19 protein-coding genes, 1 tRNA gene and 2 pseudogenes are annotated in these 22,463 nt (G+C 64.2%); 11 read left to right on the top strand and 11 right to left on the bottom strand.

What is annotated here, in order from left to right:
* Position 1 precedes the first annotated feature (1 nt).
* The 4 genes from E0501_RS00530 to E0501_RS00515 all read right to left on the bottom strand — a co-directional run bounded on the left by E0501_RS00530 (position 2) and on the right by E0501_RS00515 (position 6,763).
* The gene (locus E0501_RS00530; RefSeq protein WP_137699406.1) at positions 2-1,846 is read right to left on the bottom strand and encodes an ABC transporter ATP-binding protein; all 1,845 of its coding nucleotides are present in this window, start codon (positions 1,844-1,846) and stop codon (positions 2-4) included.
* Positions 1,843-3,696 carry an ABC transporter ATP-binding protein gene (locus E0501_RS00525; protein ID WP_137699405.1) on the bottom strand — a complete coding sequence of 618 codons (1,854 nt, stop codon included), beginning with the start codon at positions 3,694-3,696 and terminating at the stop codon, positions 1,843-1,845. Before E0501_RS00525 ends, E0501_RS00530 begins: the two co-directional genes overlap by 4 nt.
* A gap of 344 nt (positions 3,697-4,040) precedes the next feature.
* On the bottom strand, positions 4,041-6,443 hold the full coding sequence (locus tag E0501_RS00520; protein WP_137699404.1) for a GcvT family protein: 2,403 nt from the start codon (positions 6,441-6,443) through the stop codon (positions 4,041-4,043).
* A 122-nt stretch (positions 6,444-6,565) separates the two neighbouring features.
* The gene (locus tag E0501_RS00515) at positions 6,566-6,763 is read right to left on the bottom strand and encodes a heavy-metal-associated domain-containing protein (protein WP_137699403.1); all 198 of its coding nucleotides are present in this window, start codon (positions 6,761-6,763) and stop codon (positions 6,566-6,568) included.
* Positions 6,764-6,900: 137 nt separating this feature from the next.
* Between E0501_RS00515 and E0501_RS00510 the strand changes: the two genes are divergently transcribed.
* Both E0501_RS00510 and cueR read left to right on the top strand, forming a co-directional pair.
* Positions 6,901-9,372 (top strand): heavy metal translocating P-type ATPase, encoded by a 2,472-nt coding sequence (locus E0501_RS00510; RefSeq protein ID WP_137700795.1) that lies wholly within the window; start codon positions 6,901-6,903, stop codon positions 9,370-9,372.
* Complete coding sequence (gene cueR / locus E0501_RS00505) at positions 9,369-9,764, top strand: Cu(I)-responsive transcriptional regulator (protein ID WP_137699402.1); 396 nt, start codon at positions 9,369-9,371, stop codon at positions 9,762-9,764. The genes E0501_RS00510 and cueR overlap by 4 nt, the downstream gene beginning before the upstream one ends.
* Before the next feature lie 27 nt (positions 9,765-9,791).
* Here cueR and E0501_RS00500 read toward each other — a convergent pair whose 3' ends face one another.
* The 4 genes from E0501_RS00500 to E0501_RS00485 all read right to left on the bottom strand — a co-directional run bounded on the left by E0501_RS00500 (position 9,792) and on the right by E0501_RS00485 (position 15,228).
* Complete coding sequence (locus tag E0501_RS00500) at positions 9,792-10,943, bottom strand: DSD1 family PLP-dependent enzyme (RefSeq protein ID WP_137699401.1); 1,152 nt, start codon at positions 10,941-10,943, stop codon at positions 9,792-9,794.
* The gene (locus tag E0501_RS00495) at positions 10,943-12,613 is read right to left on the bottom strand and encodes a sulfatase-like hydrolase/transferase (protein WP_137699400.1); all 1,671 of its coding nucleotides are present in this window, start codon (positions 12,611-12,613) and stop codon (positions 10,943-10,945) included. Before E0501_RS00495 ends, E0501_RS00500 begins: the two co-directional genes overlap by 1 nt.
* A gap of 182 nt (positions 12,614-12,795) precedes the next feature.
* The gene (locus E0501_RS00490) at positions 12,796-13,326 is read right to left on the bottom strand and encodes a CoxG family protein (RefSeq protein WP_137699399.1); all 531 of its coding nucleotides are present in this window, start codon (positions 13,324-13,326) and stop codon (positions 12,796-12,798) included.
* A gap of 21 nt (positions 13,327-13,347) precedes the next feature.
* Positions 13,348-15,228 (bottom strand): acyl-CoA synthetase, encoded by a 1,881-nt coding sequence (locus tag E0501_RS00485; RefSeq protein WP_137699398.1) that lies wholly within the window; start codon positions 15,226-15,228, stop codon positions 13,348-13,350.
* 254 nt (positions 15,229-15,482) lie between these two features.
* On the opposite strand from E0501_RS00485, the gene E0501_RS00480 reads away from it, so the two are divergent.
* From E0501_RS00480 to E0501_RS00450, 8 genes and pseudogenes are all read left to right on the top strand, one after another.
* Positions 15,483-16,364, top strand: a complete 882-nt coding sequence (locus E0501_RS00480; protein ID WP_137699397.1) for a carbon-nitrogen hydrolase family protein — start codon at positions 15,483-15,485, stop codon at positions 16,362-16,364.
* 82 nt (positions 16,365-16,446) lie between these two features.
* Positions 16,447-16,665, top strand: a complete 219-nt coding sequence (gene infA / locus E0501_RS00475; protein WP_008186030.1) for a translation initiation factor IF-1 — start codon at positions 16,447-16,449, stop codon at positions 16,663-16,665.
* Positions 16,666-16,733: 68 nt separating this feature from the next.
* A complete protein-coding gene (locus E0501_RS00470) occupies positions 16,734-17,309 on the top strand; it encodes a Maf family protein (RefSeq protein ID WP_137700794.1) in 576 nt (191 codons plus the stop codon).
* Positions 17,306-18,328 (top strand): ribonuclease E/G, encoded by a 1,023-nt coding sequence (locus tag E0501_RS00465; RefSeq protein ID WP_137699396.1) that lies wholly within the window; start codon positions 17,306-17,308, stop codon positions 18,326-18,328. The genes E0501_RS00470 and E0501_RS00465 overlap by 4 nt, the downstream gene beginning before the upstream one ends.
* Positions 18,325-18,519 (top strand): DNA gyrase inhibitor YacG, encoded by a 195-nt coding sequence (locus tag E0501_RS00460; RefSeq protein WP_137699395.1) that lies wholly within the window; start codon positions 18,325-18,327, stop codon positions 18,517-18,519. The genes E0501_RS00465 and E0501_RS00460 overlap by 4 nt, the downstream gene beginning before the upstream one ends.
* Before the next feature lie 78 nt (positions 18,520-18,597).
* Positions 18,598-18,672 (top strand) — tRNA-Phe (locus tag E0501_RS00455).
* 61 nt (positions 18,673-18,733) lie between these two features.
* Complete coding sequence (locus E0501_RS21730) at positions 18,734-18,850, top strand: DUF6538 domain-containing protein (RefSeq protein WP_328591462.1); 117 nt, start codon at positions 18,734-18,736, stop codon at positions 18,848-18,850.
* A pseudogene (locus E0501_RS00450) lies at positions 18,847-18,971 on the top strand (IS3 family transposase); the annotation flags it as partial. The gene E0501_RS21730 and the pseudogene E0501_RS00450, both read left to right, overlap by 4 nt.
* A gap of 50 nt (positions 18,972-19,021) precedes the next feature.
* On the opposite strand, the pseudogene E0501_RS21790 reads toward E0501_RS00450, so the two are convergent.
* A pseudogene (locus E0501_RS21790) lies at positions 19,022-19,372 on the bottom strand (gamma-glutamylcyclotransferase); the annotation flags it as partial.
* 164 nt (positions 19,373-19,536) lie between these two features.
* Between E0501_RS21790 and E0501_RS00440 the strand changes: the two are divergent.
* Positions 19,537-19,809 carry a hypothetical protein gene (locus tag E0501_RS00440; RefSeq protein ID WP_137699394.1) on the top strand — a complete coding sequence of 91 codons (273 nt, stop codon included), beginning with the start codon at positions 19,537-19,539 and terminating at the stop codon, positions 19,807-19,809.
* A gap of 273 nt (positions 19,810-20,082) precedes the next feature.
* Here the strand turns inward: E0501_RS00440 and E0501_RS00435 are convergent, their stop codons facing one another.
* Positions 20,083-20,451, bottom strand: coding sequence for a nuclear transport factor 2 family protein (locus tag E0501_RS00435; RefSeq protein ID WP_137699393.1), 369 nt, complete (start codon positions 20,449-20,451; stop codon positions 20,083-20,085).
* Positions 20,452-20,540: 89 nt separating this feature from the next.
* Positions 20,541-22,451, bottom strand: coding sequence for a BTAD domain-containing putative transcriptional regulator (locus E0501_RS00430; RefSeq protein ID WP_161594518.1), 1,911 nt, complete (start codon positions 22,449-22,451; stop codon positions 20,541-20,543).
* Positions 22,452-22,463: the final 12 nt, after the last annotated feature.

Below are 22,463 nucleotides of genomic sequence, written 5' to 3'. Positions count from 1 at the left end.
CCTACTCCGCCGCCTCGCCCAGGAAACCGCCCGATTGCCGCGCCCACAGCCCGGCATAGATGCCGCCGCGCGCCAGCAACGCGTCATGGCTGCCCTGTTCCACGATCCGGCCCTGGTCCATCACCAGGATCCGGTCCATCTGGGCAATCGTCGACAAACGGTGCGCGATCGCCAGCACCGTCTTGCCCTCCATCACCCGCTCCAACGCCGCCTGGATCGCCGCCTCGACCTCGCTGTCCAGCGCCGAGGTCGCCTCGTCCAGCACCAGGATTGGCGCGTCCTTCAGAATGGCGCGGGCCAGCGCGATCCGCTGGCGCTGCCCGCCCGACAGTTTCACGCCCCGCTCGCCCAGATGCGCGTCATAGCCGGTGCGGCCCTGGGCATCCTCCAACTCGTGGATAAAGGTATCGGCCTCGGCCTTCTTCGCCGCGGCCCGCATCTCGTCCTCGCTGGCGTCGGGCCGGCCATAAAGGATGTTGTCGCGCGCCGAGCGGTTGAACATCGCCGTATCCTGGGTGACCATCGCCACCTGGCTGCGCAGGCTCGCCTGCGTCACCTTGGCAATGTCCTGCCCGTCGATCTCGATCACCCCTTCCTCGGTGTCGTAAAGCCGCAAGAGCAACGCCACCAGCGTGGATTTGCCCGCACCGCTCGCGCCAACGATGCCGATCTTCTCGCCGGGACGAACCTGCAGGTTCAGGTCACTCACCCCGCCAACCGCGCGGCCATAGGCAAACCCGACATCGCGAAAAGCAATCGCGCCGTCCCGCACGACCAGCTCTTGCGCATCCGGCGCATCCACCAGCCCGTGTTCAGGGCTCAGCGTGCGCATCCCGTCTTCGACCTCGCCCAGATCGGCATAGATCGTCATCAGCGTCCAGCTGACCCAGCCGGTCATCTGCGCCAGCCGGATGGCCATGCCGCCAATCGCGGTCAGATCGCCGCTCGTGACCGCGCCGGCATCCCAGCGCATCAGGCCGTATCCCACCATCGACACCGGCAGCAGACCCGCCAGCAGAAAGAGCAGAAACCGGAACCAGACCGCCAGTTCGGCCCAATGCACCGCACGGCCCCGGAACTGCGCGATGCTTTCCAGCGCCGCGCGGTCCTCATGCGCATCATGGGCAAAAAGCTTCACCGTCTTGATGTTGGTTACCGTGTCGACGATCTGCCCGGTTACCTGCGCCCGCGCCGCCGCCCGCGCCGCCGAGCGCACCCGGATCCGGGGCAGGAAATGGCGCAACAGCAGCACATAGGCCGCCAGCCACCCCAGCAGAACAAGCGTCATCCCCAGGTCAACAAACCCGGTCACCACTAGCATGCCCAGCGCCGCGGCACTGGCAAAGCTGATCGCGTTTACCGTCTCCTGAACGACCGACACGATGCCATTGGCCGTCTGCATCTGCTTCTGCGCGATGCGGCCTGCGAAATCATCGTCGAAAAAGCTCACCGACTGGCCCAGTGTGTGCCGGTTCAGCCGCGCCATCACCTGCCCGAACAGGTTCGGCATCACCGCGATCGACTGGAAACTCGACGCCAGGAAAAACGAAACCGGCCGCAGCACCAGCAACACGACGACCGAGACCAGCAAAAGCCCCGCATGCGCGCGCCAGAAATCGCCCTCGACCGCCACCGTCGCATCGATGATCCGCCCCAAGAGAACCATCACCACCGCCTCGAACAGGCCCCCTGCCGCAAACAGCGCCGTCGCCAGCAGGATCGGCCCCCACGCCCCGGCCAGCGCCCAGCGGAAAAACGCGCCGAGCCGCTTGGGCGGCGGGCTCTCGGCACCACGTTCGGGGTCGATCAGACCGGCGAACCACCTGGCATATCGGCCTGTCCTCATTCCGCCGCCTCGCCGTCGCCCGCATCCTCGCCCAGGAACCCGCCCGACTGCCGCGCCCAGAACTGCGCGTATAGCCCGCCCTGCGCCAACAGGTCGGTATGGCGGCCCTCTTCCACGATCCGGCCGGCATCCAGCACGACGATCCGGTCCATATGGGCAATGGTCGACAGGCGGTGCGCTATCGCGATCACCGTCTTGCCTTCCATCATGCCGTAAAGCGTTTCCTGAATCGCTGCCTCCACCTCGCTGTCCAATGCGCTGGTGGCCTCGTCCAGAAGCAGGATGGGCGCATCCTTCAGGATCACCCGTGCCAGCGTCACCCTCTGGCGCTGCCCGCCCGACAGCTTCACACCGCGCTCGCCCACATGGGCGTCATATCCCTTACGGCCCTGCGGGTCCTCCAGATCAAGGATGAAGTCATGCGCCTCGGCTTGGCGCGCGGCCTCGATGATCTCGGCCTCGCTGGCCTCGGGCCGGCCATAGCGGATGTTGTCGCGCACCGAGCGGTGCAACAGCGCGCTGTCCTGCTGCACCATGCCGATCTGCGCGCGCAGGCTGTCCTGCGTCACCTGCGCGATGTCCTGCCCATCGATGCGGATCACCCCGCCTTCCACGTCATAGAAGCGCAGCAAGAGCTTCACCAGCGTCGACTTACCCGCGCCCGACCGCCCGACAAGCCCCACTTTCTCGCCCGGGCGGATGCGCAGGCTCACCTTGTCCAGTCCGCCCGCGCCGCGCCCATAGTGATGGCTGACGGCATCAATCTCGATGCTGCCCTCGGTCAACTGCAACGGCTTCGCATTCGGTGCATCCACCAGGTCGATCGGCTGGGCGATGGTCTCCATGCCCTCCGCCACCACGCCCAGCTGACGAAAGAAACTTGTGATCGCCCACATGATCCAGCCGGTCATCGCATTCAGCCGAAGCGTCAGCGCGGCGGCCACGGCCACGACACCCACGCTGGCCGCGCCACCCATCCACAGCGCCACCGCCCAGCCCACCACGCCGACGATCAAGAGCCCGTTCAGGATCACTAGCCCCACATCCATCCTTGTGTAGATCCGCATCTCGTCCTGGAAGGTCTCGCGCGCATGCTCGATCGCCTCGCGGGCATAGTTCATTTCCGTGTCGGTATGCGCGAACATCTTGACCGAATGGATGTTCGTATAGGCGTCGACCACGCGGCCGGTGACAGCGCTTCTCGCGTCCGAGGCACGTTTCGACGCGGGCCCAACCCGCCGCACCGTCCAGCGCATCAGCAGGCCGTAGGCGGCCAGCCAGCCGACCAGCGGCACAGCCAGCCTGATGTCGGCCTGGCCCAGCAGGATCACCGCCCCCACGACATAGGCGGTGGCATAGGTCAGCGCGTCGAAAATCTGGAACACCGCCTCGCCGGCGGCGGGCGGGGTCTGCATGATGCGGTTGGCGATGCGGCCGGCGAAATCATTCTCGAACCAGCCCACCGACTGGCGCATCACATGCGCATGGGCGCGATAGCGGATCAGCGTGCCGAAATTCGGCATGATCGCGTTGTTCAGCAACAGAACGTCGATCCCCTGGATCAGCGGCCTGAGCACCACCACGAAAACCGCCAGCACGATCAGTGTCCAGCCATGCTCGGCCCAGACCGTGCCCGGGTCACCCTGCAACACGTCGACGATCCAGCCCATGTAGTAGATCAGCGCGATCTCGACCGCCGCGACGACCACGGACAACATCCCGGTGATCCAGAACACCCGCCGGAACGGCTCGGCATAACGCGCCATGAAGCGCCATAGCGTGCGCGGCGGCACATCCTCCTGAGGATAGGCGCAGTAGGGATCAACAAGGTTTTCGAAAAAGCGGAACATGAAACGGGCTCCTTGCCCGCGCCATGCAATAGGGTTTCACCGGCGGATGCAAGCGCCGGTCAGGTTTTGCGCCGCGCGTGCCGCGCGTCGCCGCGGGGCGGGGCCTCGGCCCCGCCACCCATTCCCCACGGGCCCGATCCTTTGACGCCGGGCCTGCCGGCAGGTCCCGCAATGAGTATTTTCACCAAGAAAGAGCTGGATCATTGCACGAGTTTGCACGGTCTTTCTTGGCAATAAATACTCGACTCCGACGCATCAGGGCGGCACGCCGCCGGCCATCCTGCCACCCGCCCCCTCGGCCGGACGGGGCGGGTGGGTGGGCGTCCGCCCGAGGGGGCGGGCCGTCAGCCGCGCATCGCGCTTCCCTCTGGGTCATGCGGCGAGGATGCGATCACCCGTGCCTTGCGCTCGACCCCCACCACATGCACGCTCAGTTCGGTGCCCTCTGCGGTACAGGCCGGATCGATCAGCGCCATCGCCAGTGATTTGCCCAACGTATGGCCATAGCCGCCCGAAGTGACAAAACCCACGCGTGCGCCGTTCTGCCAGACCGGCTCGAACCCGCTCGCATCCGAATCGCCCTCTTCGATCTCCAGCGTCGCCAGCACCTTGTCGGGGCCGTTGCCGTCGCGCTCGGCCAGGGCCGCTTCCTTGCCGACAAAGTCTTTCGACCAGTCGATCCAGCGATCCATGCCGGTCATCCCCGGCGTATAGCCCTGGGTGAATTCCGCCGACCAGATGCCGAAACTCTTTTCCAGCCGCAAGGACAGCATCGCGTTGAAGCCGAACTCGCGGATACCTTCTTCGGCGCCCGCCTCCAGCAGCATCCGGCGCAGCGCCACGTGATCGCCGTAGCGGCAGTTGATCTCATAGCCCAGCTCGCCGGTCACGCTCATCCGCGCGACGCGCGCGCGCACCAGCCCGATATCGACCTCGCGGCAGCCCATGAAGGGCAGGTCGCCGATCTCCTGCTCGGCCAGTTTCTCGATCACCGCCCTCGATTTCGGACCGGCCAGGCCAAAGCCGCAGATCTCCTCGCCCAGGTCGCGCACTTCGACGCCATCCTCGAGGTGGTCGTTGAACCAGCGCATGTGCCAGGCCCGCAGGTAATAGGATCCCATGATCCAATAGGTGCCGTCCCCCCAGTTCAGTACCGTCAGGTCGCCCTTCAGGCGCCCGGTCTCGCCCAACATCGGCGCCAGCCGCGCGCGGCCCGGGCCCGGAAGCTTGCTCGCCATCATCCGGTCCAGCCAGGCCTGCGCCTTCGGCCCCGAGACCTCATAGCGCGAGAACCCGGTGATATCGATCAGCCCCACGCCCGTCCGCACGTGCTTGCATTCCTCGGCAACGATCGGAAAGGCGTTCGACCGCCGCAGCGTCGGCGTCTCCTCGAACCCCTCGGGCGCGAAATAGAGCGGCACCTCCAGGTCCCAGCTCACCCCCCATTTGCAGCCCGCCGCGCTCATCGCGTCATGCGCCGGCGCCATCTTCAGCGGCCGGCCCGCGGGCAGCTGCTCGTTGGGATAGGTCATCACGAAACGCCGCGAATAGAACTGCCCGGTGGTTTCGCGGATATAGCGCTTGTTCTGCGCGAAATCGCCATAGCGCGCCACGTCCATCGGCCAGGCGTCGGCCTCGGGTTCGCCGTGGATCATCCATTCGGCCAGCGTCTTGCCCACGCCCCCACCCTGAAGGAACCCCGCCATCACCGCGCAGGCCGACCAGTAGCCGCGCTTGCCCGGCACCGGCCCGACCAGCGGATTGCCATCGGGGCTGAAGGTAAAGGCGCCGTTGACCCAGGTCTTCACGCCCGCCTTCTGCAAAACCGGGTAACGCTCGAACCCGCAGATCAGCTCGTGCTCGATCCGGTCAGTCTGCTCCTGGAACAGCTCCATGCCGTAATCCCACGGCGCGCCATCCATCGCCCAGTGCTCGTGGTCGACCTCGTAAATTCCCAGCAGAACACCATTCTGGTCCTGTCGAAGATAGGTGAAGCCCTCCAGATCCACCGTCATCGGCACCTCGAAATCCAGCGCCTCGATCTCGGGAATGCTCTCGGAAACCAGGTAGTGGTGCTTGAGCGGGCTCACCGGCAGTTCGATCCCGGCCATCCGGCCCACCTGTTTCGCCCAGAGGCCCGCCGCGTTGACCACGTGCTCGCAGGTGATCGTGCCCTTGTCGGTCACCACCTTCCAGCCATCGGCGGTCTGCTCCAGCGCCTCGACCTTGGTATGCTCGAAATACTCGGCCCCGCGCTTTTTCGCCGCCACGGCATAGGCGTGCACCGTGCCGGTGGTGTCGATATAGCCCTCGCGGTCGGCCCACATCGCGCCCAGGATCCCCTCGGTCGACATGATCGGGCAGCGCCGCTGCGCCTCTTCCGGGGTCAGCAGCTCGCAATCCTCGATCCCGATCGACTGGAACACGCGGTAATTGGCCTGCAGCCAGTCCCACCGGTCCTGCGTGCCGGCAAGCGTCAGCCCCCCGGTCATGTGCAGCCCGATATTGACGCCGCTTTCCTTTTCGATTTCCGACAACAGGTCGATCGTATAGGCCTGCAGCGCCGCCATGTTGGGATCGGCGTTGAGCGCATGAATGCCACCCGCCGCGTGCCAGCTCGACCCGGCGGTCAGGACCGAGCGTTCCAGCAGGCAGACATCGCTCCAGCCGAACTTGGCCAGGTGATACAGCACCGACGCGCCCACGACGCCCCCGCCAATCACGACAACCCGGTAATGCGATTTCATGGCCCTTCTCCCTTTTGGCTTCGTGCGCCAAGGCTAGAAAGGGCACTCCCCGCACGTCAACCGGCGCCGCCGAAGCGGAATTGTCTGAAAACGACAAATTCGCGGGGATTCAGGCCCGAAGATCAGGCCGCCGTCGCCTCGAACCCCGCGGCCTTGATCGCAGCCACGAGCGCCGCCTCGTCCAGGATACTGTCCACCTCGACAGTGCGGCTCTCCAGGTCACAGGTCACATCGGCGCCTTCATCGGCATCCAGGATCTTGTCCTCGATCGATGCCGTGCAATGCCCGCAGCTCATGTTTGGTACGCTGAAACGTGCCATGTCGCGTCTCCTCAACTCAATTGCGCGCAATCTGCACCCTTCCCGCGCGGCATAGTCAAGGGGGAAGGCATCGCACTCTTGACCTTCCAGTGAATGGAAGCCTTATGTAGCGTTCAGAATTGGAAAGGCAGACCGCGATGACCGCGCTCAATGATCTGAAGCTCTCGATTGATGGCATGTCCTGCGCCGCGTGCGTGGGCCGGGCCGAGAAGGCGCTGCGCGAGGTCGACGGCGTGGCGGATGTCGCGGTCAACCTCGCCAGTGAAAGCGCAACGCTGCATTACGCCGCGCCCGCCGATCCGGCGCGCATCGCCGCCGCGCTCGATACCGCGGGCTATCCCGCGCGCCGCGTCACCGTCACGCTGGACATCCAGGATATGTCCTGCGCCTCCTGCGTGGGCCGGGTCGATCTTGCGCTTGCCGCGTTGCCGGGGGTGACCGACGTGAATGTCAACCTCGCCTCGGAAACCGCGACTGTCACCTATCTCGAAGGCATGCTTGCGCCCGCCGACCTGGTCCGCGCCAGCGCGGAAATCGGCTATCCCGCGCGCCTGCGCGACGCCACCGAAACCGCCGACATGGGCGCCCGCAAAGAAGCCGAGGCCGCCGTGCTCAGGCGCGACGTGCTGATTGCCGCCATCCTTGCCGTGCCGGTCTTCGTCATCGAGATGGGCGGGCACCTGATCCCGTCCTTCCACCACTGGGTCATGGCCACGATCGGGCAGCAAACCTCGTGGGTGCTGCAATTCCTGCTCACCACGCTGGTGCTGATCTTTCCGGGCCGCCGCTTCTATGCCAAGGGGGTTCCGTCTCTCCTGCGCGGCGCGCCCGATATGAACAGCCTCGTCGCCGTCGGCACGCTCGCGGCCTGGGGCTTTTCCAGCGTCGCCACATTCCTGCCCGCGGCCCTGCCCGCCGCCAGCCGCGCCGTCTATTTCGAGGCCGCGGCGGTGATCGTCGTGCTCATCCTCGTCGGCCGCTACCTCGAGGCCCGCGCCAAGGGCCGCACCGGCGAAGCGATCCGCAAACTGCTCAGCCTCTCGCCCCGCACCGCGCTGGTGCTGCGCAACGGCGAGGAGGTGGAGATCGACGCCGCCCTGGTCACCACCGGTGACATCGTGCTCGTCCGCCCCGGCGCGCGTATCCCCGTCGATGGCGAGGTCACCGAGGGCGAAAGCCACGTGGACGAATCCATGATCACCGGTGAGCCGATCCCGGTTGAGAAACACTCCGGTGACCGCGTCACCGGCGGCACGGTGAACGGCGAAGGCGCCTTCCGCTTCCGCGCCACCGCCGTGGGCGCCGACACCACGCTTTCGCAGATCGTGCGCATGGTCGAAGAGGCACAGGGCGCCAAGCTGCCGATCCAGGGCCTCGTTGACCGGATCACGCTGTGGTTCGTGCCGGTGGTCATGGGCATCGCCGCCCTGACCACGCTCATCTGGCTCTTTCTGGGCCCCACCCCGGCGCTCAGCCACGCGCTCGTGGCGGGCGTCGCGGTGCTGATCATCGCCTGCCCCTGTGCCATGGGTCTGGCCACACCCACCTCGATCATGGTGGGCACCGGCCGCGCCGCCGAACTGGGCGTGCTCTTTCGCAAGGGCGACGCGCTGCAGGCGCTCCAGGGCGCCTCGGTCGTGGCCTTCGACAAGACCGGCACCCTGACCGCGGGCCGCCCCGAGCTGACCGATCTGGTGCCGGCCTCCGACTATGACAGGTTCGGCATCCTGCGCACCGCCGGCGCAGTCGAGGCGCAGTCCGAACACCCCATCGCCCGCGCCATCGCCGCCACCGCCCGCGCGGAATGCGGCGCCCTGCCCGATGCGCAGGGTTTCCGCTCGCAAACCGGCTTCGGCGTGCGCGCCACGGTCGAAGGCCGCGAGGTTCTGATCGGCGCCGACCGGATGATGGCCCGCCAGAAGATCGACCTCGGCCCGCTTGCCGACACCGCGGCCGGGCTGGCCCGGGACGGCAAGACACCGCTTTACATCGCCATCGGCGGACAGATCGCCGCCGCGCTCGCCGTCTCGGACCCGCTGAAGCCGACAACACGCGCGGCCATCGCGGCGCTGCACGACATGGGGCTGAAAACCGCGATGATCACCGGCGACAACCAGGCCACCGCCGATGCCATCGCCCGCGAAACCGGCATCGACCACGTCGTCGCCGAGGTGCTGCCGCGCGGCAAGGTCAAGGCGCTCGACGCGCTGCGCGACGCGGGCGGCAAGCTCGCCTTCATCGGCGACGGCATCAACGATGCGCCCGCGCTCGCCGCTGCCGATATCGGCATCGCCATCGGCACCGGCACAGATGTCGCCATCGAAAGCGCCGATGTCGTGCTGATGTCCGGCGACCTGCAGGGCGTGGTCAACGCCTTCCACGTCTCGGCCCGCACGATGCGCAACATCCGCCAGAATCTCTTCTGGGCCTTTGCCTACAACACCGCGCTGATCCCCGTTGCCGCCGGGCTCTTCTACCCGGCACTCGGCTGGCAGCTCTCGCCGATGCTGGGTGCGGGCGCGATGGCGCTCAGCTCGGTCTTTGTCCTGTCGAACGCGCTGCGCCTGCGCCGCGTCCGACCCGTCCTTCAGGTAGGAGTGCACGCATGAATATCGGTGATGTCGCCCGTCTCTCGGGCCTGCCCGCCAAAACCATCCGTTATTACGAGGATATCGGGCTGATCACCCCGAAACGCGCCGAAAACGGCTACCGCCGCTTCCGCGAAAGCGACCTGCACAAGCTGTCGTTCCTGGGGCGTGCGCGCAGCCTCGGCTTCTCGATCGAGGATTGCCGCACACTTCTGGCGCTCTACGAGGATCAAAGCCGCGCCAGCGCCGATGTGAAGGCCCTAGCCCGCGGACACCTGAACAAGATCGAGGCCAAGATCGCCGAACTGCAACAGATGCACGACACGCTCAGCCACCTGGTCAAGGCCTGCCACGGCGATGATCGCCCCGATTGCCCGATCCTCGCCGATCTGGCCACCCCGGCCGAAACCTGATCGCCGCGCGTCAGGGCCGGGCGCACGTCACCACGCCTTGCCGCGCGCCGACACCGGCCAGACGCATTCGACCTTGCCGCCGCGCAGGCCGACATACCAGTCATGCAGGTTGCAGGTCGGGTCGCAATGCCCCGGCACCAGCCGCAGCCGGTCGCCCACCTTCAGCACCCCGCCCGGATCGTCGACGACCCCATGCTCGTCCGAGGCACCGCGATAGCTCACGTCGTCACGGCCAAAGACCAGCGGCAGCCCGCTCTCGAACGTCATCACCTTCAGCCCGGCATCAACCACCGCCTGGTGCGGCTTTACATGGCTCATCACCGCGCTCAGCACGAAAAGCGCGTTCTCCCACTCGCCCGCGTCGATCCGCTCGCCATTGGCGCCACGGATGCGCCCGTAATCGGCATCCATGAAGGCGTAAGAGCCGCATTGCAGCTCGGTATAGAGCCCTGACTGCGTCTCGAACGGATAGCTGCCGGTACCGCCCCCCGTCACCACGTCGGGCGGCAACCCCGCCGCCGTCAGCGCATCGACCACCCCGCGCGTGATGGCAATCGCCGCTTCCAGCTTCTCGCGCCGGGCCTCCCAGGTCTCCAGGTGCTGCATCGCGCCCTGGTAGGCCTGCACCCCCTCGAAGCGCAGGCCCCCGGCATCCACCACCGCGCGGGCAATCTCCACCGCCGCGCCGGGGGTTTCCACCCCGCAGCGCCCGCCGCCGCAATCCACCTCGACCAGCACGCCCAGCTCGGTGCCGTGCCGCTCGGCCGCCGCCGACAGCTCGACCACATTGGCCAGCTCATCGACGCAGACCGATACGCTCGGCCCCAGCTTGGGCAGCGCCGCCAGCCGGTCGATCATCACCGGGTTGCGCACCTCGTTCGACACCAGGATGTCGGGGATGCCGCCACGGGCAAAGGCCTCGGCCTCGCTCACCTTCTGGCAGCACACGCCGCGCGCGCCGCCGATCTCGATCTGCAGCTTTGCCACGTCCACCGATTTGTGCATCTTGCCATGCACCCGCAGGCGCATGCCGTTCTCACGCACATAATCGCCCAGTTTTCGGATGTTGCGCTCCAGCGCATCCAGATCGACGATCAGGCAGGGCGTCACCACGTCGGCCGCATCCATCCCCGGCAGCGCCGGAATGTCAAAGCCGACCTCCATGCCCTCGAACCTCATCAGGCCCCCTTGATCTCCCGCCACGGCTTCACCTTCCGGCCGCGGTATTTCACCGTCAGTTCCCTGGGCGTCTCGTCCTCGTCGTAAACACCGATCACGATGCCTCTGCCCCGGCCTTTCGTGCGCATCGCCATCAGCGTCTCGCGCGACACGGTCGTGCGCTGCGCCGGGCGCCGCGCCCATTCGAAGAGCCGCGCATACATCGCGTCGATCACGTCTTCATGCTCGGCGCTGTCGCCCAGGTCGACCAACTCGTCGGGGTCGTTCGCCAGGTCGAACAGGATCGGCCGGTGCCCGCCCTCGGCATGGACCAGTTTCCAGCACTTGTCGGCGACCATGAAAAGCTGCGCATCGTCGATATCGGCGTTCATCAGCGCCGCCACCGGCGCGCCGGAATAGTCGTATTCGCAGACCACGTATTGCCGCGCGGTCTCGCGCGCCTGTCCGTGAAGGATGGGCAACAGGCTCTCGCCCTCAAGCACGTGATCGGGCACCTCGGCTCCCGCCACGTCGACGAAGGTCGGCGCCAGGTCGATCGCCTCGACCAGCGCATCGCAGACCGTGCCGCGCGTCACGTCCGCCTCGTCGCTCGGATCATAGATGATCAGCGGCACCCTGGTGCTCGCATCCTGGAAGAAGGTCTTTTCCCCCATCCAGTGGTCGCCCAGGAAATCGCCGTGATCGGATGTCAGCACGATCATCGTGTCCGCCATCCGGCCGGTCTCCTCCATCCACCGAAAGAGCCGCCCCATCTGGTCATCGGCCTGCTTGATCAACCCCATGTAGGCCGGGATCACCGCGTCGCGCACCTCGTCGCGGGAAAACGCCTGGCCTACCTTGGTATCCATGAAGCCCTTCATCACCGGATGCGCGTTCTGGCGCTCTGCGTCCGAACGATTGACCGGCAGCACATGCTCGGGGCCATACATGCTGGCATAGGGCTCGGGCACGATATAGGGCCAGTGCGGCTTGATATAGCTCAGGTGGCAGCACCACGGCCCCTCGGCCTCTTGCATGAAGTCGATGCCCCGCCCGGTCAGGTAGGGCGTCTCGCTGTCTTCCTCGTCAATATTGGCGGCCATCGGCGAATGTTTCAGGAACCAGCCCGACAGCACGTTGCCGTCCTCGTCCAGCGCCGAGTTGGCAAAGTCGTGCCAGGGGTTGTCGCTCTCGTATCCCTTGGCCTTCAGCCACTTGTTGTATTCCTTCGCGCCATCCGGGTCATAGGATCCATCCGGCCCCTCGGGCAGCATCCCGTCATCGCGCTCGAACACGTCGAACCCGCATTCGCTGACGCGCGCCCCGATGATCGTGTCGGGCGCAAGGCCCAGCCGCTTCATGCCCTCGACATCAGCGCGCATATGCGTCTTGCCCACCAGGTAGCAGCCCATGCCGGCGCGGCGCAGGTGGTCCCCCATCGTCTCCTCACCCACCTTGAGCGGGATGCCGTTGTTGGTGGCCCCGTGCGAGGACGCATACCGCCCGGTATAGGTGCTCATCCGCGAACTGCCGCAGATCGGCGACTGGATATAGGCGCGGGTAAACCGCAGGCCCTTTTCCGCCAGCGCGTCGATGTTGGGGGTGTGCAGATGCGGATGGCCGTAACAGCTCAGGTAATCCCAGCGCAGCTGGTCGAACATGATGAACAGGATATTCTTCGCACGCGCCATGTCGCCTCCTCGAACCCTCGATCAGGGGGGCGCTGCCCCCCAGGTGCAAAATCCCTTCAGGATTTTGTCACCCTCCCCCCGGGAGTATTTTCCGCAAGATGAAGCCGAATGAAAGCCCGGCCCTTCATCTTGCCCCAAATACTCCCCGCGGAGCGTCCGTGGCTTCGGCCGCGCCGACCGGATCAACCCTTGCGCAGCCGGTGGAACCAGCCCTTTTTCTTGCCTTCGTGCTCGGCCTGGGCCGCGTCCGCCTCGGCCTCGTCATCGGGGCCTTCGACCGCGTCGGCGAAGCGCTGGAAGAACTGGTCGGTCATCTTCTTGGCAAAGCCGTCGATGATCCGGCTGCCCAGCTGCGCCAGCTTGCCGCCCACCTTGGCCTCGACATCGTAGTGCAGCACCGTGGTGCCGGCCTCCTCGCCATCTTCCAGCCGCACCTTGGCGCCGCCCTTGGCAAAGCCGGCCGCGCCGCCCTTGCCCTCGCCCGACAGCGTCAGGCTCTCGCCCTCGACCATATCCGAAAGCGTCACCGAGCCCTTGAAGGTGGCCTTCACCGGGCCGACCTTCTGCACCACCGTCGCCTCGAACCCATCTTCGGGGCTGCCCGACATTTCCTGGCAGCCGGGCACGCATTCCTTCAGCACGTCGGCCGACAAGAGCGCGTCCCAGACCTCGTCGCGCGGCGCAGCGATCACGCGGCTGTCACTCATTTCCATGGCCGGTCTCCTCTTTTCGGCTCAGCTGGCCCATTCCCACGGACGGGTGAACGCGCCCAGCACGTTGCTCACGTCATCGTCGCTCGCGCCGCTGGCGTCAAGCTGCGCGACCAGCCCGCGTTTCTTGTCGTCGATGACCGACACCACCCGCGCGGCAACGCCCGCCTCTTCCAGCGCGGCGTTGTAGACCCGGGTGATCGCCATCTTGCGCAGGTCGGGCTTGAACACCTTGCCCACTGCCGTCTTGGGCAGTTCGCCCAGGATCTCGACATGTTTGGGGTAGGCCGCACGCTCGTGGATATGCACCTTGGAATGTTCCATCAGTTCTTCCGCGGTCACCGTGCCGCCCTCGACCAGCTCGACATAGGCGCAGGGCAACTCGCCGGCATGGGCGTCCGGCTGGCCGATTGCCCCGGCAAAGGCCACGTCCTTGTGCGCCAGCAGCGCGTCCTCGATATCGGCCGGGTCGATGTTGTGACCGCCGCGAAGGATCAGGTCCTTCGCCCGGCCCGTGATCCACAGGTAGCCATCGGCGTCGATCCGGCCCAGGTCACCGGTGCGCAGGTATTTCTCGTGGTAATAGAGATCGGCGTTCTTTGCCGTCTCGGTGTAGGTGTTGCCGGGCCAGACACCGGGGTTCGAGACGCAGATCTCGCCCACCTCGTCGGTGGCGCATTCCTCGGGGCCGTTGCCTGCCTCCTTGAAGATGCGGATATCGGTATAGGGGAAGGGAATGCCGACGCTGCCCACCTTCTTTTCCCCGTCGATCGGGTTGCAGCTGACCAGGACCGTGGCCTCGGTCAGGCCATAGCCTTCGATGATGTTGATACCGGTGGCCTTGGTGAACCGGTTGAACAGTTCCAGCGGCATCGGCGCCGACCCGGAAAACGCGTTCTTCACCGTGCTCAGGTCGGCATCGACCTTGCGCTGCATCAGCGCCGACACGGCGGTGGGCACGGTGATGATGAAGGTCGTCTTCCAGCGTTCGCACAGCTTCCAGAAATTGTCGAACACGCCATCGCCGCGATAGCCGGCCGGCGTCGGGAACACCACATGCGCGCCCGACTTGATCATCGCGATCAGGATCACGTGACAGGCAAAGACGTGAAACAGCGGCAGCGGGCACATCACGCTGTCGTGCTCGGTATAAAGCAGCTCATGCCCGATCCAGCCCTGGTAGATGATGCCGGAGAACTTGTGCTGTGCCACCTTGGGCATGCCCGTGGTGCCGCCCGTGTGAAAATAGGCAGCCACGCGATCCTCGGGAATATCCTCGAAGGTCAGCGTCTTGGGCTGCTTCGCCATCTCCTTGTTGAAGTTCTTCAGGTCGGCGTGGTGATCGTTGGGGTTCTTCGGCCGCACCAGCGGCACGATCCAGCTTTTCGGCGGAGTCAGGTAGCGGTTCAGGTCAACCTCGAGCACCGTGTGCACATCGGGCGCGTGGCGCACTGCCTCGGCCATCTTCTGGGCGATGTCGCTCTTCGGAAATGCCTTCAGCGTGACCACCACCTTGGCGCCCGTCTCGCGCAGGATCGCGCCGATCTGCTCGGGTTCCAGCAGCGGGTTGATCGGGTTGGCGACCCCCGCCACCATCGCACCGATCAGCGCGATCGCGGTCTCGTTGGCGTTGGGCATGACGATGCCGACGACGTCATCCTTGCCCACCCGGAGCGAGCGGAACAGGTTCGCCGCCTGGCAGACCCTGTCGTGGAACTCCTGCCAGGTCATCGTCTCGGCCTTGTCGGTGGGCCCCGACAAAAGCTGATAGCTCACCGCCGGCCGCTGGCCGAACTTGTCGGTGGTCGTTTTCAGCATCTGGTAGACCGTCTTGGGAAGGTCGCGATCCTCCCAGGCCATTTCATTGGTGATATCGATGCTGTCCTGAAGCGTGGCAAACGTCATTGAATAGTCTCCTCCCCGGCACCCGTTCATGCGGGCACTCATCCGCAGGTATTGTGGGTGTCTTTGCGCCGTCGCGCAAGAGCGGGTGGCGCCACGTCAATCGCCCCTTGCAGGCCCGGCGTACGCTGCGTTAAGGCCGGAAGCGACGGCCAGCCGGGCGATTTGCCCGGCAGCCGGATGTCAGCCGGGCGGTGCACGCAAATCACCCCCCTGTTTTCGGGCGCACGCCGCCATTAACCCGGGGTTACCAAACCATGAAGATCGCCACCGCCGCTTACCCGCTTTCCTGGCTTTCCGGCTGGTCCGACTACGAGGCCAAAATCACCCAATGGGTCGCCGAGGCCGTGGGTCAGGGCGCCGATCTTCTGGTCTTCCCCGAGTACGGCGCGATGGAACTGGCCTCGCTCTCGGGCGCCGAGGCTGCGGGCTCCGTCCAGGGCTCGATCGCCGCCGTAGGGGAATGGCTCGAGCAGGCTAACGCCTTGTTTTCAAGACTTTCCTCGGAGCGCGGTGTGCATATCCTGTCGCCCTCGGCGCCGCTGCGCGACGGCGACAGGACCGTCAATCGCGCGGGGCTTTTCACCCCCTCGAGCGCGGTCGGCTGGCAGGACAAGCAGATCATGACCCGCTTCGAGCGCGACGACTGGGGCATCGAGGGCGGCGGCCCCTTGCAGCTTTTCGACACCGCGCTCGGCCGGATCGGCGTGCTGATCTGCTATGACAGCGAATTTCCCCTGCTGGCCAAGGCCCTCGCTGATGCCGGCGCCGAGCTCATCTTGGTGCCCTCCTGTACCGAAGCGCTCGAAGGCTACTGGCGCGTGCGCATCGGGTCGATGGCCCGCGCGCTCGAACTGCAATGCGTCACCGTCATGTCGTCGCTCATCGGCACCGAACCTCGGCTTTACGCGGTCGAGGAAAACACCGGCACCGGCGGTATTTTCGGCCCACCAGACAAGGGCTTTCCGCCTACCGGCGTGATCGCCTGCGGCACGCTCGACCAGCCCGGCTGGACGATTGCCGAGATCAATCTCGACGCCATTCGCGCGGTCCGCGCCGACGGCCATGTCCTGAACCTCGCCCACTGGCAGGAACAGGTGCCGCGTATTGGCCAGGTGGCAAAAACCCGTCTGGCCTGACGAATCTCCTTGAAAAAAGGCGCAAACAGGCCCATTTAAGCGACGCCCGCAGTCAGGCGGGATGTGTAGTGAAGGAGAGAACATGGCCAAGGAAGAACTGCTCGAATTTCCCGGTGTCGTGAAGGAACTCCTGCCGAACGCGACATTTCTGGTCGAGCTGGAAAACGGCCATACGATCATCGCGCACACGGCAGGCAAGATGCGCAAGAACCGCATCCGCGTTCTGGCTGGCGACAAGGTCCAGGTGGAAATGACGCCTTACGATCTGACCAAGGGTCGGATCAACTATCGCTTCAAGTAAGCGGCGATGTCCGCATCCCGAAAAGTGGAAACCGGTTTTCGGATAAGATACGGAATCAAATGAACAAAGTGCAGCTTATCCTGGGATCGGGCAGCCCCCGCAGGCGAGAGCTGCTGGCAACCATCGGGGTCGTGGCGGACGATATCCGCCCCCCCGAGATCGACGAAACCCCCCTCAAGTCCGAGCTTCCCCGCCCCTATTGCGCGCGCATGGCCCGTGAAAAGGTCGCCGCCGTTCAGGCCGGCGCCGACGATGTCGTGCTCTGTGCCGATACCACCGTGGCGCTCGGGCGCCGGATACTGGGCAAACCCGTCAACGCGGGCGAAGCGGCCGAATTTCTGGTCGCCATGTCGGGGCGCCGTCACAATGTCATCACCGCCGTCGCAGTCAAACGCGGCGACAGGCTCTGGGAACGCGATGTCGTCACCACCGTGAAGATGAAGCGTCTCTCGGATGACGAACTGAACGGCTATCTCGCCACCGGCGACTGGGAAGGCAAGGCCGGCGGCTATGGCATCCAGGGCCCGGCCGGCGCACTGATCCCGTGGATCCAGGGCTCGTTCACCGCCGTCGTCGGCCTGCCGCTGGCGGAAACCGCGCAGCTTTTGCAGGCCGCGGGCTATCCTGTCTGGAGATCCACATGAAAGGCCGCCAGATTCTCCTCGATCACCTTGGCAACCGCGAGGCCGCGGCGCTCATGGTGGATGGCAAACTCGATGACCTGCTGATCGACGCCGACGTGCCGCGCCCGGGCACGATCTACCGCGCGGTGGCGTTAAGGCCTGTTAAGGGTCAGGGCGGTATGTTCTTCTCCACGCCCGATGGGGACGCCTTCCTGCGGCAGGTTCGCGGAATCTCTCCCGGCGCGGAAAAACTGGTGCAGGTCACCGGCTATGCGGAACCGGGCAAGGCGATTCCGGTGACCGATCGGATTCTGTTCAAAAGCCGCTACGCCATCGTCACGCCCGACGCGCCCGGTCTCAACATCTCGCGCCGGATCCGCAATGACGACCGCCGCGACGCGCTGCTGGTTATCGCCCGCGACACGATGGGCGACAGTGACATGGGCCTCATCCTGCGCTCCTCCTGTCTCGAGGCCCCCGACGACGAGATCGCCGAGGACATCCACGCCATGGCGGGCTTTGCCACCCAGGTCATGGCCGACAGCGGCACCGGCGCCGAGACCCTGGCCGAAGGCGACGGCCCCCACGCGCTGGCCTGGCGCGACTGGACCGACCCTGCCGAAGTGGTCACCGATGCGGGCTGCTTTGCCAGCCACGGCGTGCTCGACGCGCTGGAGGCGCTCAAATCCGCCGAGGCGCCCCTGCCCGGCGGCGGCACGCTTTTCATCGAGCCCACCCGCGCGCTTGTCGCCGTTGATGTGAACACTGGGGCCGATACCTCGCTCGCCGCCGGCCTCAAGGCCAACCTCGCCACCGCGCGCGAACTGCCCCGCCAACTGCGCCTGCGCGGGCTGGGCGGCCAGATCACTCTCGACGTGGCGCCGATGCCGAAGAAAGAGCGCCGCACCTTCGAAAATGCACTGCGCGGTGTGCTGCGGGCCGATGGCATCGACACCGTGCTTGCAGGTTGGACGCCGCTCGGCCACTATGAACTTCAACGCAAACGCGCCCGCATTCCAACCATCGACCTTCTGCCATGACCTGCCCGATCTGCTCCTCGGACACCGATCCCGAATACCGCCCCTTCTGCTCGAAGCGCTGTGCCGACCTTGACCTCGCGCGCTGGCTGGGTGGCCGATACGCCATCCCGTCCGAGAATCCCGACGATATCGAAGAGGCTGTCGAAGAGCTGGAAAAAGCACTTTCAGAGGGTCCGCTCAAACCCCACTGAAAATTTGCAAAACCCTCTTGTCACCAACGCCGCCCGCGTCTAGAACGCTGCAACCCAAAGCGGCTTTCGCTTTCCCGTGCCCGGGTAGCTCAGGGGTAGAGCAGTGGATTGAAAATCCTCGTGTCGGTGGTTCGATTCCGCCCCCGGGCACCACTTCCAAAGCTAACCCATTGGTTTTGCTCCAGCTTTTAGCCACTGCTAGGAGCCGTAGACCATGTCGGAGACCATTTCGCGCCCGTTTACCTTCGTGAAAGACGGGGTTTTCTATTTCAGTCGCCGCGTCCCGAAAGAGCTGAGGGACCACTACATATCGCCCCGGATCGCCTTCTGACACTGGACAAGCTGATCCTGAAGGAGGCCGCAAAGGGAAACTTCTGAGCCCCGCTCGTCGGCGTGCCTGTATCGACCATGTCCGTGACCAGTTCAAAGTGTCTGAGCGCAGACCCGCCCGTTCCAGCTCAATCACTGTGTTCAGCAGATATTCGGCCATCGTTCCGACATGGCCAACGGCCGAACCCAGTATGTCAGCAAGATCCTCGACAGGCGGTTCCGGCTGATAAAGTGGGAAACTAGGCTTGGCAGCAAACAAGATGGTTTCTACCGTCCCGGCTTCTGTCTCGGCAGAAACCAGCTCGGGTGGAACCGGCGGCTCTTTTTTCAAGAGATCCACAAGTGCAGCTTCCGGATGATCTCCGGTGTCCATTCTGAGAGCGACGCCGGAACAGGCACCGCCGCGATCAAGCGCCATCATGAGCCCCGGTTTGGAAGGACACCCCCGGAATCGTCGGTCAGACAGGCAGAATGCACGGCTCCAGCCCGTTACATGAGCGGCCCGGCGTTCGGCCACGTCCATTCACGGATTCCAAATCAGAGAACCCGCCGCGAAGACCCAAACATGCCGGGGAGGATTAAGCCTGGAGAGCAGGTCGGCCGCTGTCTGTTCGTAGTAATGATGCGGAGGATCCTGGAGCAGCACAGGACCGCGCTCGTCTGTTCGGGAAGGTAACATACCTCGCATTGGCTTTGGCAAGTTTCTCTGAGGATGAGCTTGAAGATGCCGTTCACTGGGGTGAGCTCGCAATAGAAACACAGCCGAACGTTCCCTATCGCCGCTTGTTGGTGGCTGCATGCTACGGATTGCTGAATCGGCACGATAAGGCGCGCGAGCATCTTCAGACACTGAACGCGTTCACACCCAAGTTCGTTTCCGACTTTAGGGCAGGTGCCATCGACATCTTTCTTGATCCAAAGCTCGACGATTTGCTGAGAAAAGGCATTGCTCGTTTCTAGGTTTCGCGCGGTGACTGTCGGGTTTGTCCGCAATGGAGCCCTTAAACCATGCTGCAGCGAACGAAGGCGTTGAGCCCAGAGCGGGCCTTTTTCCGCGGCGCGGCTTTTTGGCAACCTCAGACGGAAAGTTCCGACGTTCTGTGCGAAGGCCAGCAGCCAGTTCGCAAATGCTTTCCATGGTTCCGTGCTTCCGAGGGGGAGGGCAGCTCAAACCGGGCCTTTCTTGATTCCGACCCGGTCCGAAACGTTTCTCTGCGTGCAACTGCGTGATGTCTAGACATCCGCCCAGGACTTGTTGGTAATCAGCCAACCTCCGGCCGACTTAACCAGAGTGAAGACTTCTTCACAGTCGCCCCCCATAAAATCGAGCTCACGGCAATGCACGACCGCGACGTTTCCCAATACGCGGATATCATCGATCTCCATACGATGATTGGGACCGGTTTGACCGGGCTGCAATTCGGTTGAAGCCCAATCGAACAACCCCTGGATCGGGGCTTCGCAGAGGTCAGGCCCGAAGTCGCCGAAAAAGTTGGCATGTTCGTGAAAGGCGCTTTTCAGAAGAGCAATGTCCGCGGTTTTCATCCCTTCGAAATAGCGCCCGATTGCGTCTTGGATGGCGTCTTTGTCGTTCTGTAGCATGGTTCCGTACTCCTTTTTCTGACCATGACTGCCAATCTGCGAATCAAGCGTCGGAAAACCGTCGGAACCTCGTCCGTCCAGTCACAAATTCAGTCTGGTAACCCCACTTGTTTCAAGGACGCGCGCAGACGATCAGCAACAGAGGCATCAGAAAAAGGCAGCGCATCCACACAGCGCCCCACTTGGAAATGCGGCGCAATGGAGAGTAATCTGTTCCGCGCTTTTGCTGCTTCGTTAGCCGCGCCGCTCTCGGCCAACGCGGCAACCATAAAGGCGAGGCTATGATCGTTGGGTTGGTTCATCTGCGACAGTTTGTGCGCGGCCTCGGCGCAATCACCCTGCGCATAAAGAGCCATTCCAAGACCCCACAGATACCATTCGGGATAAAATGGGTTGAGCCGCATGGCTTGACGAAGACTCTCAAGAGCCTCGGCAATCCGACCGGTGAAAACCAGAGGCCATGCCATGTTCGCCATTGCGTCGGAATTGTTGGGGTTCAGGTCCAAAGCACGTTTGAACGCCGACAACGCGTGTTCATTGTCCCCGGCAGCCAGGTACGCGGCACCGACTGCCCAGTGAGCGAAGTCCAGATCCGGATCAAGGTCCAACGCTTGCTGCGCAGCACGGAAGGTTTCGTTGAGGGCAATCTCAGGCGTATCGGTCCAGCCCATGTAGACCTCGAAAAACCATGTCCATGCAAGCCAGCCATGCGCCGCCGCCATTGTAGGGCTGATGGAGACCGCACGCTCGAAGAGAGCGCGAGCCGCGCGCATGTCATCTTTGAGGAAACGTTCTTTCAGGGCCATGCCCTTCATCAGCAAGTCGTAGGCCGTTAGGTCAACTTCGGATTTCGATCGTGCCCGGCGCAGTTCCGAACGTTGTATGACACCTTTGTAGCCACGCAACGTGGCAACGATACGCGAAACGATATCGTCTTGTACCTCTAGCAGCTCGGGGCGAGCGCAATCGTAACTTTGGCTCCAGACTAGCACGCCGCGCACACCGTCGACGAGCTGGATATCAAGCCGCATTCGTTCGCGGTCCATTCGAACCTGTCCCTCGACAAGGTAACGCACGCCAAGCTCGCTCGCGACTTCGGCCGGTTTGACTCGTAGGGTGCGGTAACTAGCTGTCGAATCTGTCGAAATCACAAAAAGCGAATGGTCGCGTGACAGGCCGCTTGCAATGGTCTCAAACAGGCCATCGACAATGTGACTCTGTTCCTTCGCGCCAGTTCGGTTGACGAATGGCATAACGGCAATCGAGGGCACGGAAGGGCGCCGCAACTTTTCCCGCGGCAGCAATCTTTCGCCACGCCGGATGTGTTCACTAAGGTCCATCGTCTGAACGTCAGGCTGAGCGTCGAGTTCTTTGTCCAGAAAGATGCACAACTTATCGAAATCCTGAAGTGCATCAGACCGTCGCCCAAGCGCAACCTTGGCCCGCATCGAAAGTCGGTGCGCTGGTTCGTTGAATATGTCCAAAGCGATGAGTTCGGTCGCGATTTCAAATGCGCGCTGGCCGTTCCCTTCGGCAAGAGCGGCTTCAGCAGTATCCAAAGCTTGAGCGTTCGCGGCCTCGGACAGCCGTATGCGAGTCTCTGCAAGCCAATCGCCGAATGCCGGTGAGCCGATTTCAACACCTGAAAGAAACTCGCGCGCTTCCCCCGGAGGCGTACCACTTGTAGCGTCGGACTCCACCATTTCCGAGGCAATCGAGAGATGACTGGGATTGACTTCGAGCACTTCGCCTGCCGCTGGCCCTAATGCTTGCTTGAGTTCGTAGATGGTGCCGCGCAGCGCCGTTCGCGCAGAACTTGGATCTCGGTCGGCCCATAGCAGGTCTGCAAGAACGTCCCGAGAAACGCGTTCCCCTGGTCTAAGTGCGAGGTATGCAAAAAGCGCCAGCCCGCGTTTACTTGGGAAACGCACGGCTTTGCCATCTGACCATTCAACGGTCGGAAGCCCGCATAACCTTGCAAATAAACGTCTGTCTGGCACCTGCTTTGATCC

Origin of the sequence: Marimonas lutisalis, from assembly GCF_005434965.1 — a bacterium.
Classification (GTDB): domain Bacteria; phylum Pseudomonadota; class Alphaproteobacteria; order Rhodobacterales; family Rhodobacteraceae; genus Marimonas_A; species Marimonas_A lutisalis.
The sequence above is the reverse complement of the archived record's forward strand: the minus strand, read 5'-3'. Positions and strand labels throughout refer to the sequence as shown.

Excerpts from the sequence above, each read along its gene's own strand:
- E0501_RS00530 (WP_137699406.1), bottom strand. The coding sequence starts at position 1,846 with ATGAGGACAGGCCGATATGCCAGGTGGTTCGCCGGTCTGATCGACCCC.
- E0501_RS00525 (WP_137699405.1), bottom strand. The coding sequence starts at position 3,696 with ATGTTCCGCTTTTTCGAAAACCTTGTTGATCCCTACTGCGCCTATCCT.
- E0501_RS00520 (WP_137699404.1), bottom strand. The coding sequence starts at position 6,443 with ATGAAATCGCATTACCGGGTTGTCGTGATTGGCGGGGGCGTCGTGGGC.
- E0501_RS00515 (WP_137699403.1), bottom strand. The coding sequence starts at position 6,763 with ATGGCACGTTTCAGCGTACCAAACATGAGCTGCGGGCATTGCACGGCA.
- E0501_RS00510 (WP_137700795.1), top strand. The coding sequence starts at position 6,901 with ATGACCGCGCTCAATGATCTGAAGCTCTCGATTGATGGCATGTCCTGC.
- cueR (WP_137699402.1), top strand. The coding sequence starts at position 9,369 with ATGAATATCGGTGATGTCGCCCGTCTCTCGGGCCTGCCCGCCAAAACC.
- E0501_RS00500 (WP_137699401.1), bottom strand. The coding sequence starts at position 10,943 with ATGAGGTTCGAGGGCATGGAGGTCGGCTTTGACATTCCGGCGCTGCCG.
- E0501_RS00495 (WP_137699400.1), bottom strand. The coding sequence starts at position 12,613 with ATGGCGCGTGCGAAGAATATCCTGTTCATCATGTTCGACCAGCTGCGC.
- E0501_RS00490 (WP_137699399.1), bottom strand. The coding sequence starts at position 13,326 with ATGGAAATGAGTGACAGCCGCGTGATCGCTGCGCCGCGCGACGAGGTC.
- E0501_RS00485 (WP_137699398.1), bottom strand. The coding sequence starts at position 15,228 with ATGACGTTTGCCACGCTTCAGGACAGCATCGATATCACCAATGAAATG.
- E0501_RS00480 (WP_137699397.1), top strand. The coding sequence starts at position 15,483 with ATGAAGATCGCCACCGCCGCTTACCCGCTTTCCTGGCTTTCCGGCTGG.
- infA (WP_008186030.1), top strand. The coding sequence starts at position 16,447 with ATGGCCAAGGAAGAACTGCTCGAATTTCCCGGTGTCGTGAAGGAACTC.
- E0501_RS00465 (WP_137699396.1), top strand. The coding sequence starts at position 17,306 with ATGAAAGGCCGCCAGATTCTCCTCGATCACCTTGGCAACCGCGAGGCC.
- E0501_RS00460 (WP_137699395.1), top strand. The coding sequence starts at position 18,325 with ATGACCTGCCCGATCTGCTCCTCGGACACCGATCCCGAATACCGCCCC.
- E0501_RS21730 (WP_328591462.1), top strand. The coding sequence starts at position 18,734 with ATGTCGGAGACCATTTCGCGCCCGTTTACCTTCGTGAAAGACGGGGTT.
- E0501_RS00435 (WP_137699393.1), bottom strand. The coding sequence starts at position 20,451 with ATGCTACAGAACGACAAAGACGCCATCCAAGACGCAATCGGGCGCTAT.